The following is a 14293-nucleotide window of genomic DNA, read 5'->3' as shown; positions in this document are numbered from 1 at the left end:
GCCGCACACGACCCGGTCAGCCCTTCAGGCCGGAGGTGGCAATCCCCTCCACCAGATAACGCTGGAAGGCCAGGAAGAAGAGCAGCACCGGAACGATGCTCAGCACCGACATCGCGAACATCGGCCCGTACGCCGACTCGCTGGTCTGGTCGATGAAGAGGCGCAGCGCCAGCGGCAGCGTGTAGGACTCGGGGTCGTTGAGGTAGACGAGCTGGCTGAAGAAGTCGTTCCAGGTCCAGATGAATGTGAAGATCGCGGTGGTGACCAGGGCCGGCTTGAGCAGCGGCAGGATCACGTACCGGAAGGTGAGCACCGGGCCACAGCCGTCGATCTCCGCCGCGTCGTCCAGCTCGCGCGGCAGCCCCCGGATGAACTGCACCATCAGGAAGACGAAGAACGCGTCGGTGGCGAGCAGCTTGGGCAGGATCAGCGGCACGAAGCCGCCGACCAGGTCCAGCTTCTGGAAGATCGTGTACTGCGGAATCAGCACCACGTGGTACGGCAACATGATGGTCAGCAGGGTGAACGCGAAGAGCGGCCCGCGCAGCCGGAAACGCAACCGGGCGAAGGCGTACGCGGCGAGCGCGCAGGAGACCAGGTTGCCGATCACCGCGCCGACCGCCACGATCACCGAGTTGGTGAAGAACCGCCAGACGCCGATCCCGGCGATTCCGTCCACCGCGGCCGCGTAGTTCTCCGGTGCCAGCCGGCTCGGCAGCAGGCTCAGGCTCGACAGGATCTCGTCGGTCGGCTTGACCGAGGTGGCCAGCAGCCACACGACCGGATACAGCAGCAGGGCCAGCACCCCGATGATCAGTGCGTGCCAGCCGGCCGTACGCAGCCGGGCCGCGACCGTACCTGGTCGGCGATCCGCCGGTGTGCGGGTCGACAGGCCGTCGGAGAGCGTGCTCACCGGTCCTCCCCGGAGTAGAACACCCAGCGGCGCGAGGTGCCGAAGAACAGTGCCGTGATGATCGCTATGACGAGCAGCAGCAGCCAGGCCATTGCAGAGGCGTAGCCCATCCGGAACTGCGAGAAGCCGCGCTCGTAGAGGTAGAGGGTGTAGAAGAGGGTGGAGTTGCTCGGCCCGCCCCGGCCACCGCTGACGATGAACGCCGGGGTGAACGCCTGGAAGGCGTGGATCGTCTCCAGCACCAGGTTGAACAGGATGATCGGGGAGAGCATCGGCAGCGTCACCGAGCGGAAGGTGCGCCAGGTGCCGGAGCCGTCGACCGCGGCGGCGTCGTAGAGCTCGGTCGGGATCTGCTTCAGACCGGCCAGGAAGATCACCATCGGCGCGCCGAACTGCCAGACGGCCAGGATGATCAGCACGTAGAGCGCGTAGTCCGGCTCGTTGATCCAGCCGCCGGTGTCCCAGCCGAAGCTGCCGGTGACCGAGTCGACCACGCCCGCGTCGGTGAACATCGCCCGCCAGACCAGCGCGATCGCCACACCGGTGCCGAGCAGCGAGGGGGCGTAGAAGGCCGACCGGTAGAAGCCCTGCCCGCGCCGCTTGCGGTTGAGTAGCAGCGCCACCGCCAGGGCGGCGGCCAGCTTCAGCGGTACGGAGATCAGCACGTACATCGCGGTGACCTTGGCCGAGGCGAGGAACCGCGCGTCGTCGGCGAAGAGCCGCTGGTAGTTCTCCAGGCCAACCCACCCGGGGGTGGTGAAGAGGTCGTAGTCCGTGAACGACAGGTAGAGCGAGGCGAGCATCGGACCGACGGTCAGCAGCAGCGCACCGAGGACCCACGGGGAGAGGAAGAGGTACGCGATCCCGGGCCGGTGGCGCCGGTGTCGGGCCCGGGCTCCGGCGGCGGTGCCGTCGGGTGCGGCGGGCCGGGGCGGCGGCCTGCGCAGGGTCCCAGTTGTCATGGTCGACTATCCCATCGGCTCCTGGCGGCACACCCTCCCAGGGGTGCGTACGCGCCCCGGTGGTGAGGCGGTGATGAAACCATTCAACAAGCCGCCCGAAGGTACCGCCGGCCGGTCGGGCCTGTCAATGGAGGTGGCGGCGCCCCGCATCTGGTCGGGACCGCCTTCCGGGGATGCGCGACATTCATGAATCGATTCACATCTCCGGATGCCAGTCCGGATCCCGCCCGAAGGCGGCGACCAGCCGGTCCTGGTCGCTCGCGTCCGGCGGCACCGGCACGCCGGGTTCGGTCAGCCCGCCGGCCCGGTACATCGGCACCCGCCCGCCGAACCACCGGGCGCACTCCCGGACGCCCTCCGGATCGAGTCGGGGCTCGACGCCGATGGCGACCGCCAGATCCCAGCCGTGCACCACGTGCTCGGCCAGCAACTGGTGCAGGTACTCCCGGCCCGCCGTCGGCCCGGCCGACAGTTCCACGTCGCGGTCGAGGGCGGCCGGGTCGGCCGGCGCCCGGCAGGCCCGCTCGGCCGCCTCCCGGGCGGCAGCGGCGGGATCGGCGCCGAGCAGGTCACCGGCGAAGCGGTCGCCGACCTCGTCCAGGGACGCCCCGGCGAAGAGCGGTTCCGACCAGCGCTCCTCCCCGATGACGTGGTTGACCAGGGTCCGGACGTCCCAGTCAGCACAGGGCGTCGGCGCGGTCCACTGGTCGGAGCCGACCCGGCCGACCTGGTCGGCGAAGTCGGCCACCGTACGCCGGTAGGTCGTCAACAGGTCCATGGCCCGATTCTGCCCGCAACCGGAGTCGCCCGCCGGGAAGTGCGGTCAGTCCAACTGGTCGGGGAGCAGCCCGAGCTCGCGGGCGACCGAGAGGCGTACCCACTCGGTGAGCTGGCGGCGCGGGATCACCCGGTCGTGCACCGCGAGCTGCACGGCCAGCCCGTCGATCAGCGCATTGATCCGCCAGGCGGCCCCGGCCGGGTCGTCGCAGGTGAAGACGGCGTCCGCCACCCCGGCCGCGATCACCTCGCCGAGCCCCTCCCGCCGGCGCAGGTCCAGCCGCCGCGACACCTTCTCCAGCTCCGGGGTGCGCAGCGACTCCGACCACCCGTCGATCCACATCGCCCAGGAACGGGAGCGGCCCGGCGGGGTGTAGAGGCGGAGCAGCTTCTTGAGCTTGACCAGCGGGGTGGCGGCGGAGCGGAGCACCGCGTCGAGCCGGGTCAGATCCTGCTCGGCGGCGTACGCGAACGCCTGGGCGACCAGCCGCTCCTTGGTGGCGAAGTGGTAGAAGACCAGTGCCTGGCTCACCCCGGCGGCCTGGGCCACGTCGGCCGTGCGCGTGTTGGCCAGTCCGCGCGTTGCGATCACGTCGCAGGCGGTGCGCAACAGCGCATCCAGGCGCACCTCTGCCGCACGTCTCGTCACGCGGCTACGTTAGCCCATTCTGGCGGGGACAATAAGCCATCAACACGTCGGATAAGTTACTAGCGGGTCAGACTGTCCACTAGCGCATCAGAAGCCGCGCGCCACGGCGCCGGTCATCGCCGAGGTCGGCGGCGGGATCGGACCGTCCGGCGCAGCAGGCCGACCACCCGGCCCGCCGCACCGACCACCCGGCCCGCCGGGGCGACCGCCAGGCAGACAAAGATCCGCACCGATCGGTACCCCGTAGTAATGTCCGCTCATGCCAGACGGTGTGGCGGACACCCCGCCGGCGGCGAAGCCCGCGCCCGGGCCGGCACCGGCCGGGTCCACCCCGCGCGAGGTGCCGGAGACCCCCGGCGGCATGGGCGGGCACAGCGTCACACCGGCCACTCCGGACACGGCCGCCGCCGTGACCTACGACGACGAGGAACGGCCGGCCCGACGACTCACCGGCCCGGTCGGACTCGGGGTGGCGGTGGTCGCCTTCGCCGTCGCGCTGCTGGTGCTCTGGCAGGTGTTCCGGCCACTCGCCCAGGGCAGCCAGTTCTACCTGATCATCTTTCTGACCGGCGTGCTGCCGTTGGTCTTCCTCACGTACCGCTCGGGGCTGCGGTTGCCGGCCGGGCTGGCGAGCCGGTTGCCGGCCGGGCCCGCGGGCCGGCTGCCGGGTTGGGCGACGAGCCGGCTTCGGGCGGGAACGGCTGTTCACGTACCCGATCCGGAGGGCCCGCCCGCGCGGCGCCGGGACCGGCCGACGGTGCCTGACTGGCTGCTGGCCGGGCTCGCCCTCGTGGTCTGCGCCTATCCGGTGCTGCCGCTGCGGATCGCCGACGCCGGCGGCGGATACGACGCCTTCCTCGACCGGCAGGGGCTGCTCGCCCCGGTCGACGTGGCGATGGGCGCGCTGCTGCTGGTGCTGCTGATCGAGGCATGCCGCCGCACCACCGGCTGGGTCCTGCCGGTGGTCTGCCTGCTCTTCCTCGGTTACGGCTACTACGGCGGGCTGCTGCCGCAGAGCTGGGCGGTGGCGCACGCCGGGCTCGACTTCGGACAGATCGTCGACGCACTCTACAACTCCGGCAGCGGCTTCTACGGCACCCCGCTGGACGTCGCCGCCACCTACATCGTGCTCTTCACGATCTACGGCGCGGTGCTCGACCTCTCCGGCGCCGGACGCTTCTTCGTCGACCTCTCGGTGGCGGCCTTCCGGCGGTCCCGCAGCGCCGCCGGCCGCACCGCCGTCGCCTCCGGGTTCCTGCTCGGCACCGTCTCCGGCTCCGGCACCGCGACGGCGGTCAGCATCGGCGCGGTCACCTGGCCCATCCTGCGCCGGGCCGGCTACCCGGCCGAGCACGCGGGCGGAATGCTCGCCGCCGCCGGCGTCGGGGCGATCCTCTCCCCGCCCACCCTGGGGGCGGCCGCCTTCATCGTCGCCGAATACCTCGAGGTCTCCTACCTCACCGTGCTCGGCTGGGCGGTGATCCCGACCCTGCTCTACTACCTCGGCATCCTGCTCGCCGTCGAGATCGACGCCCGCCGGTTCGCGGTACGCCCGGTCGAGGTGGCGAGCAGCTCGGTCTGGCGGCTGCTGGGCCGGTTCGGCTACCACTTCTCCTCGCTGGTCGTCATCGTCGTGCTGCTCACGCTCGGGATGAGCGCCACCCGGGCGGTCGTCTACGCCACCGGGCTGGCGGTGCTGCTCAGCTTCCTCGACCGGCGGGCCTGGCTCACCCCACGACGGCTCTTCACCGCCCTCTCCACCGGGGTGCGCGGGGTGCTCCCGGTCGCCGCCGTCTGCGGTGCGGCCGGCATCATCACCGCCACCACCACCAAGACCGGCCTCGGCGCACAGTTCGCCTCGCTGCTGGTCCGGGGCGCCGAGGCGGTCACCGACAACCCGGCCGTGGTGCTGGCGCTGACCGTGCTCCTCGCCGCGGTGGCGCTCGCACTGCTCGGACTCGCCGTGCCGGTCACCGCCTCGTTCATCATCGGCTGGGTGATCATCGGTCCGGCGCTGCTCGCGCTCGGCGTACCGGCCCCGGCGGCGGCGATGTTCGTCTTCTACTACTCGGTACTCTCCGAGGTCACCCCGCCGACCGCGCTGGCCGCGGTCGGCGCGGCGGCGATCACCGGCGGGCGGACCGTGCCGACCATGTGGCAGGCGCTCAAGTACGCCCTGCCGGCCTTCCTCGCCCCGGTCGCCTTCGTGCTCACCGGGCCGGGGGAGTACCTGCTCGGCCGGGGCTCCCCGGTGGAGGTGCTCTGGGCGGGCCTGGTCGGCTGCCTCGGCGTCGCGGCGCTCGCCATGGCAACCGGTGGCTGGATGTTGGGCGTCGGACCGGCCGGCGGAGTCGAGCGGATTCTCAGCGCCCTCGCCGGCCTGTTGCTGCTCTACCTGCACCCGCTGTCGATCGGGATCGGCGGCGGGCTGCTCACGATCGCCGTGCTGACGGCGCTGCTCCGCCGCGGCCGTACGCCCGGGACAGGATCGGCCGCCGCCACCCCGCCCGTTACCGACCAGGCCGCCGCCGCCACCCCGCCCGTTACCGACCAGGCCGGCGCCACCGTGGCCGACGGCGGCCCGGCTCCCGGCGGCCCGGCTCCGGACCGAGGACGTCGAGTGAACGCCGCACCAGGAGAGGATCCGAGATGAGGCCTGTGGGAAGCCGGACGAAGGATGCGGGAAGCCGGACGAAGCGTGCGACGAGGATTCTGGCGGCGGTCACGGCCGCCGGCCTGGGGCTGAGCGGTGCCGCCGGCTGCGGCGGCCGGCAGGACACTGCCAGCACCGACGCGGGTGGGGAGGTCACCTGCGAGGTGGGCGCGGAGACCCGGATCGGGATCGCGACCGGTAACGCCACCGGGGTCTACTTCGCGCTCGGCAACGCCTACGCCGAACAGGTCTCCAACGCTCCCGGCAGCAAGGTCAAGGCCACCGCGGCCGAGACCGGAGCCTCGGTGCAGAACATCCAGCAGCTCGTCGCCGGCACCTACGCGGTGGCCTTCTCGCTCGCCGACACCGCCGCCGACGCGGTGCAGGGCACCGGGAGTTTCGAGGGGCAGCGGCAGCCGGTGCAGGCACTCTCCCGGATCCACACCAACTACACGCAGGTGATCGTGCGCAACGGCGCCGGGATCAGCTCGGTCGCCGACATGCGTGGCAAGCGGGTCTCCACCGGTTCGCCGAAGTCGGGCACCGAGGTCATCGCCAACCGGCTGCTCCAGGCGGCCGGTCTCGACCCGGCAAAGGACGTCCAGGCGCAGCGCCTCGACCTGGCCAAGACCGTGGACGGGGTCAAGGACGGCTCGATCGACGCGTTCTTCTGGTCGGGCGGCCTGCCCACCCCGGGCATCACCGATCTGCTCACCACCACCCGGGACCGGGTCAGCTTCCTGGACGTCACGCCGTTGCTCGCCGAGCTGAAGAGAATCAACCAGGTGTACGAGGAAGGGGTGATCCCGGCGGCGACGTACGGCACCCCGGCCGACGTCAGGACCATCGTGGTGCCGAACGTCCTGCTGGTGAAGGAGGACCTGGACGCCAACCTGGTCTGCGTGCTGACCAGGGCGCTCTTCGATCGGAAGGCGCAGTTGGAGCAGGCCAACGCGGCGGCCGGGGAGATCAGCCTGGACACCGCCCGGAAGACCGCGCCGGTGCCGCTGCACCGCGGTGCCGTACGGGCCCTCGACGACCTGGGGGCTGCCAGGTAGACGTCATCGACTTCGACCGCGGCCGTCCTGCCTGGAAACAAGATCCCAGGTTCCTAGGATGCACCACCGGCGGTGATGTGAACGGCGGGTAGGATGAAGGGCTCCTGCCTGGCTGGCGGGAGCCGGAAGGCCGCCGGGTCCGGCTCGGCGCCGCCGAGCGGCCCCCGAGTTGGCATCTGTTCGCGGCCTCGGCTAAAGTTCTCATCCGTCACCAGGAAACACCGGATGACAAGCGGACGTAGCGCAGTTGGTAGCGCATCACCTTGCCAAGGTGAGGGTCGCGGGTTCGAGTCCCGTCGTCCGCTCGGAGATGCCGCCACATGTCGGGGGCAACCTCGGTGGAGTGGCCGAGAGGCGAGGCAACGGCCTGCAAAGCCGTGTACACGGGTTCAAATCCCGTCTCCACCTCGGCGACAAGCGAGGGCGATTGGCGCAGTGGGAGCGCGCTTCCTTGACACGGAAGAGGTCACTGGTTCAAACCCAGTATCGCCCACCATATAGATCAAGTTAGAACCGCGCTCCCTCAAGGGGGCGCGGTTGTTGTTTTCGGTGAATTGCGCCTCGAACCATGACGTACCGGACACGCCTGTCTCATCGGCAGACACCGGCTCCGCACTGGTCTCGACCGCCTCGTTGCCGCCTGCCTGCTGCGGTGTCAGCAGCACACCGAACGGCAAGACAAGGTCGGCCCGCACTCCCTCCTCATGCACAGTGAACGGGCCCCAGACTGCCTGGTTCAGCTGGCGTCGGATCGATGGGGTGGCGCTCTGGTAGAGCTCGTACGCGTTGCTCAGGAGCGACAGTGAGGCACTGACGTCATGCTCGGGCAGCTCGACCGCCTGCTGGCCGTGATGTCGCTGCCTCGGGTAAGCCTGGGGATCATCCCGGCCGCGGGTGAGCGGAAGTGCCTGGCGCAGGGCAGCTTCTGGATCTTCGACGAACGCATGGTGCAAATCGAGACCATGTCGGCCGGGTTGGAGGTCACGCAGCCTCGGGAGATCGCCGTGTACTCACGGGCGTTTGCACTCCTGCAAGCGTCGGCCGTCGTCGGCAAGCCAGCGCGGGAGGTTATTGCTCGGGCGATGGCGGAGCTGCAAGAGGGGTAGACGGGCACCAGGCCGCCGACCACAGCGGCGCACGGTTCGGCAGCAAGAAGCAGGACAACGGATGGTCCCACACTATCCACAAAGATCTGTGGTCTATCAAGACCCGCAACGTTGGGTTCGGGCGTGTCGAGATCCACTCGGCGACCGAGACCAGCGGCTACCAGATCGGCCAGAGCAACCCGACGTGGATGAGCCCGCCGGACAACAGCAATGGTTGGTTCCAGGTCGGGATTAAGTAACATCGTGATCGAATGATCGAAGTGGGACGGAAGAGATACTTGCTCCGCGATTCGCGCAACGAGCGCCCGCCGGGGGCGTCAAGCCCGGCATCCCACCTGGGCGTTGCATCGCAATGATGGAGCTTCCAGGCGGGAGTTTTGCTGCCTTCACAGATCGCTGACTCAAGAGTCCGTCAGCACCAGGTACGCTGCGCGGAATTCCGGCCTTCAGTGCCAAACTGGTACTGACCAGACCACGGTTAGAGTCAGTCACATGGTTGGCGCAGCTTGTCCGTTCGGACCTCTGGTTGCGTTCGTAGACGTGAATCTTCGCCCCGAACCTGGCCGAGAAGGCCCAACTCAGGATCGTTGCGCTATCCTCCTGGGCGTCCACACGCGGTGATTCAAGCCCGGCGATTCTCGATCTTGACGAGCCGCTCTTGTTGCTTCAAGATCAGCATAGTAGAGATCATCTAACTGGCAAGGAGCCTGCCCGACCAATGCCCGAAGTGGCGTCAACCAAATCGTCTCCACCGCAAGACGAGCCCCTCAAGGGTATGTACTTGCGCTCCTTCGAGATCAAGAACTTTAGATCCTGCATCGACGTTGCTGTGACGTTTCGGCCGAATCTGACGTTGCTTGTTGGCGAGAACAACTCTGGCAAGTCGAATGTTATCGAGGCCCTCCGGCTGGCCACGACGCCGCTAAGCCGACGCCGTACGCGATACTTCGAGGACGGTGATCCTTCCTTCGGCAGCAAGGAGCATGTGGACCTCGTCGCTGAATTCGCGGGACTGACGAAGTTCCAGCATGGGCAATATCTCACAGCGCTCGACGTGTCCACCGGGTCCGCGTGGTACACCACCCGCTTCCACCCGAAGTCCGAGTCGACCCCCAGAGCGCGCGTCGAGAACCTGGCGGGCAAGGAAGCCGGTCCCGACGTTGAGCCCGAGAAGCGTGACCAGATCAACCACGTGTACCTGGAGCCGCTGCGCGACGCCCGTCGCGAGCTGGACTCGGCCCGTGGGAGCCGGTTAGCGATGATCATGAAGTACCTCACGAACGAAAAGCCCCGCGAGGACTTCGTAGAGAAGGCCAATGAGGCGTTCAAGGAGCTGGAGAAGCATGACGCGATCAAGGACACGCGCGCCAAGCTCCAGGCCCACGTCAGTGACCTAACGGACGGCGTGCGCGCTCAGACCGTGGACGTCAGCTTCCAAACCTTTGAGCTGTACCGTCTCGCGCGGGCACTGCGACTCAAGATGGCCGAGCACGACGTAACGCCAGGGGACATTGAGGAATCCGGCCTCGGGTACGCGAACCTACTGTTCATGGCGACGGTCATCCTGGAGCTACAGAACGCCAAGGACTCTGAGCTAACGCTGTTCTTGGTCGAGGAGCCCGAAGCGCATCTCCATCCCCAGCTCCAAGCAGTACTGCTCGACTACCTGCGGGACCAAGCGGCCGAATCACTGCGCGACGACAGCGCAGGGCCAGCCGGACGCATCCAGGTGATCGCCACGACCCACTCGCCGAACCTCGCAAGCGCTGTCGGTACTGAGAACATCGTCGTGCTGAAGACGCTTCACGAGGAGGGACAGGACGCAAAGGGCAACAAGGTCACCGTTCGCACGACCGCCACCCTCCCGCTGGCGAGCATCGATCTTGAACCGGACGACCGCCGCAAGATCGACCAATACCTCGACGTCACGCGCGCAGAGTTGCTGTTCGCTAACCGCGTCATTCTCGTTGAGGGGATTGCGGAGGCGGTATTGCTTCCCGCTCTTGTTACGAAGTGTCTCTACGGGGGCGACACCGAAGAGCACAAGCGATTGCGGCGGAGGTTCCATGCGTTATCGATAGTCAACGTCGGAAGTGTCGATTTTGCGCCGTACGTCAAGCTTATGCTCCAAGAAGTGGATGGGGTCCGCTTGGTGGACCACCTGGTAGTGGTCACTGATGGCGATCCACCCGTTCCCGCCGACGAAGAACCCGACGAGAAAAACAAGGGCGACGGCGCCGAAGGTGAAGACGAGGATGACGATCTCGTCGTACTAAACCGCAAATCTGATCTGCTCGCTCTGGCCGCCAGTTTGTCAGCGCAGTCGGCATTGACGGTCGCGCAGTCCCGATTCACGCTTGAGGCCGACCTAATGGAACCGTTTGCTATCAACGGTGATCTGATGGGCGCAGCCTTCCGCCGTCAGAAGCCTCGCTCGCAAAAATTCTGGCGCACCGTTAAGGACGCCGACAGCCCAGCCGAGGTCTTCTATCGGAAGCTACGTAAGACCAAACGCTTCATCGGCAAGGGCGAGTTCGCCCACGACGTTGCCACTCTAATCCTCGCGGGGCAGCCCTTCGAGTGTCCAGGCTATCTGAAGGAAGCTGTCGAGTCTGCTCTGAAGCAGGGCGGTGCATAAGCGTGCCGATCGAGTTCACGGATCCACAACTCGCGCTCATCCGAGAACCTGGTAGTCGGTTCGTTGAGGCATGCCCCGGTGCAGGTAAGACCCAGAGTATCGTCCAGCGCTTCGTGGAGCGGCCAGGCGTAACAGACCGGCGGGGAGTTGCCCTTCTGTCTTTCACGAACGCAGCCATTGATGAGGCCCGCGCCCGGTGTGTAGATACACCCGATCTTCTCGCTGCCCCCAACTACGTCGGGACTATCGACGGCTTCATAAACCGCTATTTGGTGCGGCCGGTCTTCTCGTCCATACATGGCAAGGCGCCGTCGTTCAAGGACAAGTGGGATACCGTTCCGAGCACCTCCTTCAACGTCAGTGGAATTAACAGCGCCCCCTTTCGGCTAGCATGGTTCACGTTTGCCGCCGACGGAGCGGCGACGTTAGTGCCGTCACAAGCTCCCATTGAGTTGCGAACATGGCTACGTGGGCTCGGGCTGCACGACCGTGGACGCGCCGAGACGAGCGCTGCCAAGCTCTGGAACAGGCTCCACGCCAACGGAGTTATCGACTGCGCTGCGTCTCGACTCCTCATGGCTGAGTACCTTACTGACGCAAAACATATCCGCGTGCTCCGCTATCTGCTGTCAAACCGCTTCGCCGAAGTGATCGTTGACGAGGTGCAGGATTGCTGCGACTCAGATATTCAACTCATCGAGTTCCTGATCGAAGCTAAAATCAACGTCGTCATGGTTGGCGACCTGGACCAGGCAATTTATGACTTCCGCGGAGCATCGCCAAGTGGCGTTAGGCGGTTGATTGCCAGAGTCCCGCGTGGCGAGCGACTCGATGGCAATTTTCGTAGCTCGCCACCGATATGCAACCTCGTGAACAGCCTTCGGCACGGCGACGCAGTTGATGTGGCGTCTGGCAAATGGGCTGCCGAGTCTCAGCCGATATTCGTGCTGAAAGTGTCGAACTGGAACCAGGCTCACGATTTGATCGTTCCGCTTGTCGACAAGGCCGGTATCGCTCCCGCAGACACGGTGGTTCTGGCGTATGCGGAAAGTGTCGCGCGTGCCTGTTCGGCCGCAGGGCCTGAGCCAAGCGAGCGATCCTCTAGCCGTCTGGTGAGGTTAGCACGGAGCGTAGCGCTCTTCCAGGATCTCGGCCAAACTACGCGAGTTCGGACTCAGTCCGTCATAGGGATCGAGGCGGTGCTCCGTGAGTTGGCCAATGAATCCCTACATCACAGTCCGGATGAGGACTTTTTCAAGGTTGCAGGATTAGACCAGCGGACCTTCCGCGATGGGGCTCTGCGGCTTGCCTCCCTGCCAAATCCATACATCGCTGCGCCGTCAAGGTTTCAAGAACAGGTGAAAGGACTGCTCGCCGCCCTGGGTTGGAACTGGGCAAGTACGTCCGGTTTGAGAAAACCGAATCGCGATGTCTGGCCTGACGTTCCCGCACCTGGTTCGGGCGTACTCCAATGGCGTACGATCCACGGTTACAAGGGTTTGCAGGCACCGGCCGTAGCCGTAGCTGTCGGGCCGCCGCCGCGCGACTCCTCTCCGGAGGATTCGGGGGTCAGTCTTTGGAGCGGCAACATGGGGGGCGAGGCGCGGCGGGTGCTTTACGTCGCGGCCTCGCGGGCAGAACGTCTGGCGATTCTGGTAGTGCACAGTAGTCAGTATGAGGCAGTGATGGGGTGCCTGGATCGAGACCGAGTCCCTTACGTTGTTTCTTAGGGCTCGGCCACTCGTATGGCAGAACACTGCGAGGTAGCGGGGCGGGTCAGCGCCTTGACAGTAGCTTCGGTTTTTGTGTCGTGCGGATCGTGAGATAATGAGTTCAGATACTCTAATCTGGAATCGAGCGGTAGCGTGGACCCCAGACTTGATGATGAGAAATACCTGACCTTTGTCGACCTTCGCCAGTATGTCGAGGATCGCATGGGGACGGAAGCCTGGATCACTCTTTACGAGATTGACGACGGGCCAGGAACTAAGAACGCGCGGTTCTGTGCACTGGTTTCGCCAGACCATCTCTCCGAATCACTATCCGAGCTGGACTGGGATCTTCGTATAGGGGCGATGGGCGGAACCTCTGTTGAGTACGGGGACGACGCCTACCAGTATCGCCGCATGAGCGAGCAGCCCGTTGAGCCCTTTGTCTACTCACGGGACTTCTCCGGTATGCGCGAACCGTACTTTGAAATGTCCGAGGAGTTCCGCCACTTCCACAACCTCTACGAAGACAAGAAGACGGGCAACCTGTTCGCATTTGATGAGGCCGGTGACGAAATTCCGGTGGTCCGCATTGATGGCAGGAGGGTGCAGGCGCGCCTTGGGTCAATCAAAGAGTACCTAACAGCGCGGGATATGTGCTTGGTGCTCTTCTTCGAGTTCGACCGTTATACCGCCAAGAGCAGGGCCGAACTTGGTATCGAGAGGATCGAACGGACGGCGACGACAGACGACTACGTCCACCGCTACTTCGTCGACTCCTGCGATTGGATGACCTCGTACAAGACATTCGCCCGCCTTCGCGGAAAGAAGGTCATCCGCGGAAACCCCAAACGTCGACGCACTCCTTGGACGACCGAGCGCAGATATGAAGATTTCATCATCGGACTCGACGAAGACGGCAACGATGTTCTCTTTACCTGTGACGAGGAAAAGCTTAGCAACTTCTTCGGCAAGAATCCATCCGCGCCTCAGTTTCTAACTCCGGTGTTCTTTCGCCGGGACGTTCTCAACAAATATTACGGCGATGCTCGCCGCTACTCGGTGGAGGACAGCCATATCGCTTGCGGCGGACTCTGGAGTGTCCGGATCGACAACAACCACTCGCAGTACGTGACGGTGTTCCTCGGCGACCTCGGCCACATGCCGCACAAGGAACAGCTGTACTGGCGTAGCTTCAACATTCCGCCAGACGGCAAGATAAGCGATACATACTTCGGCCGCAGCTTTCTCGGGCAGTGGCTAAACCCCGAGGCGTCCGATCTGCTGTTTAAGCTGCGCTATGAGCGGTTCCGAACGCGATGGTCAGAAGCTTTCGACTGGGATCTGTATAAGCCTCTCAAGGCTGCCGACGCACATTATTTGGGGACGTTGCATATACCGAGCGAAGGCAACCAGGCTGACTTTGACAACCAGACCATGGCACTTGCCAAGGTTCTGATCGAGAGGCTCAACGAAGCCGAGCTAGCGCAACGTACCGAGGTAGCCGATGGCGACAAAGGGATCGCCAAATTTGAGAAATTCCTCGCGACCGAGGGCTTTCACCCCGCGGGCACGCGGCTGGAGTTCTTGCGCAATCTGCAAGCGCTTCGTAGCGGACCTGCGCATGTGAAGGGCGCGGCGTACGAGAAGGCTGCTCGGCACTTCCGGGTCGAGGAGGACGGTCACCAGGCCGCGTTCGATGGGATGCTGCGCTCAGCGATTGACCTGGTGGACGCGCTGAGCACACACTTCCTCCCTGCAGACCCGGTCGAATCCGTCTTGGACGCCCTGGGGGCGGACGAGCCAGAGTAATGGAAGTGCTGCTGCC

The 14293-nt window shown here is 65.7% G+C and carries 10 protein-coding genes and 3 tRNA genes; 9 read left to right on the top strand and 4 right to left on the bottom strand.

Features of this window, described 5'->3' with window-relative positions; all coding sequences use genetic code 11:
* Positions 1 to 16 precede the first annotated feature (16 nt).
* The 4 genes from ACN28C_RS28325 to ACN28C_RS28310 all read right to left on the bottom strand — a co-directional run bounded on the left by ACN28C_RS28325 (position 17) and on the right by ACN28C_RS28310 (position 3301).
* On the bottom strand, positions 17 to 913 hold the full coding sequence (locus ACN28C_RS28325) for a carbohydrate ABC transporter permease (RefSeq protein WP_422770568.1): 897 nt from the start codon (positions 911 to 913) through the stop codon (positions 17 to 19).
* Positions 910 to 1875 carry a carbohydrate ABC transporter permease gene (locus tag ACN28C_RS28320; RefSeq protein WP_422770567.1) on the bottom strand — a complete coding sequence of 322 codons (966 nt, stop codon included), beginning with the start codon at positions 1873 to 1875 and terminating at the stop codon, positions 910 to 912. Before ACN28C_RS28320 ends, ACN28C_RS28325 begins: the two co-directional genes overlap by 4 nt.
* A gap of 196 nt (positions 1876 to 2071) precedes the next feature.
* Positions 2072 to 2653: a TIGR03086 family metal-binding protein gene (locus tag ACN28C_RS28315; protein ID WP_422770566.1), complete on the bottom strand. Its 582-nt coding sequence runs from the start codon at positions 2651 to 2653 to the stop codon at positions 2072 to 2074.
* Positions 2654 to 2698: 45 nt separating this feature from the next.
* On the bottom strand, positions 2699 to 3301 hold the full coding sequence (locus ACN28C_RS28310; RefSeq protein ID WP_422770565.1) for a TetR/AcrR family transcriptional regulator: 603 nt from the start codon (positions 3299 to 3301) through the stop codon (positions 2699 to 2701).
* A gap of 259 nt (positions 3302 to 3560) precedes the next feature.
* Here ACN28C_RS28310 and ACN28C_RS28305 point away from each other — a divergent pair, with 259 nt between their 5' ends.
* The 9 genes from ACN28C_RS28305 to ACN28C_RS28265 all read left to right on the top strand — a co-directional run bounded on the left by ACN28C_RS28305 (position 3561) and on the right by ACN28C_RS28265 (position 14277).
* Positions 3561 to 5954 carry a TRAP transporter permease gene (locus tag ACN28C_RS28305; protein WP_422770564.1) on the top strand — a complete coding sequence of 798 codons (2394 nt, stop codon included), beginning with the start codon at positions 3561 to 3563 and terminating at the stop codon, positions 5952 to 5954.
* Positions 5951 to 7012, top strand: coding sequence for a TAXI family TRAP transporter solute-binding subunit (locus tag ACN28C_RS28300; protein WP_422770563.1), 1062 nt, complete (start codon positions 5951 to 5953; stop codon positions 7010 to 7012). Before ACN28C_RS28305 ends, ACN28C_RS28300 begins: the two co-directional genes overlap by 4 nt.
* Before the next feature lie 232 nt (positions 7013 to 7244).
* Positions 7245 to 7317: transfer RNA gene (locus ACN28C_RS28295), tRNA-Gly, on the top strand.
* Positions 7318 to 7349: 32 nt separating this feature from the next.
* Positions 7350 to 7420 (top strand) — tRNA-Cys (locus ACN28C_RS28290).
* Between the two features lie 13 nt (positions 7421 to 7433).
* Positions 7434 to 7508, top strand: a tRNA-Val gene (locus ACN28C_RS28285).
* Between the two features lie 322 nt (positions 7509 to 7830).
* On the top strand, positions 7831 to 8118 hold the full coding sequence (locus ACN28C_RS28280; protein WP_422770562.1) for a Scr1 family TA system antitoxin-like transcriptional regulator: 288 nt from the start codon (positions 7831 to 7833) through the stop codon (positions 8116 to 8118).
* Positions 8119 to 8899: 781 nt separating this feature from the next.
* Complete coding sequence (locus ACN28C_RS28275; RefSeq protein ID WP_422770561.1) at positions 8900 to 10756, top strand: ATP-dependent nuclease; 1857 nt, start codon at positions 8900 to 8902, stop codon at positions 10754 to 10756.
* 2 nt (positions 10757 to 10758) lie between these two features.
* Positions 10759 to 12486 (top strand): UvrD-helicase domain-containing protein, encoded by a 1728-nt coding sequence (locus ACN28C_RS28270; RefSeq protein WP_422770560.1) that lies wholly within the window; start codon positions 10759 to 10761, stop codon positions 12484 to 12486.
* 135 nt (positions 12487 to 12621) lie between these two features.
* Positions 12622 to 14277: a hypothetical protein gene (locus ACN28C_RS28265; protein WP_422770559.1), complete on the top strand. Its 1656-nt coding sequence runs from the start codon at positions 12622 to 12624 to the stop codon at positions 14275 to 14277.
* Positions 14278 to 14293: the final 16 nt, after the last annotated feature.

The organism is Plantactinospora sp. WMMC1484, assembly GCF_049315195.1.
GTDB lineage: Bacteria > Actinomycetota > Actinomycetes > Mycobacteriales > Micromonosporaceae > Plantactinospora.
The sequence above is the reverse complement of the archived record's forward strand: the minus strand, read 5'-3'. Positions and strand labels throughout refer to the sequence as shown.

Coding starts and splice junctions, on each gene's coding strand:
- ACN28C_RS28300 (WP_422770563.1), top strand. CDS start 5,951: ATGAGGCCTGTGGGAAGCCGGACGAAGGATGCGGGAAGCCGGACGAAG.
- ACN28C_RS28305 (WP_422770564.1), top strand. CDS start 3,561: ATGCCAGACGGTGTGGCGGACACCCCGCCGGCGGCGAAGCCCGCGCCC.
- ACN28C_RS28320 (WP_422770567.1), bottom strand. CDS start 1,875: ATGACAACTGGGACCCTGCGCAGGCCGCCGCCCCGGCCCGCCGCACCC.
- ACN28C_RS28280 (WP_422770562.1), top strand. CDS start 7,831: ATGCTCGGGCAGCTCGACCGCCTGCTGGCCGTGATGTCGCTGCCTCGG.
- ACN28C_RS28315 (WP_422770566.1), bottom strand. CDS start 2,653: ATGGACCTGTTGACGACCTACCGGCGTACGGTGGCCGACTTCGCCGAC.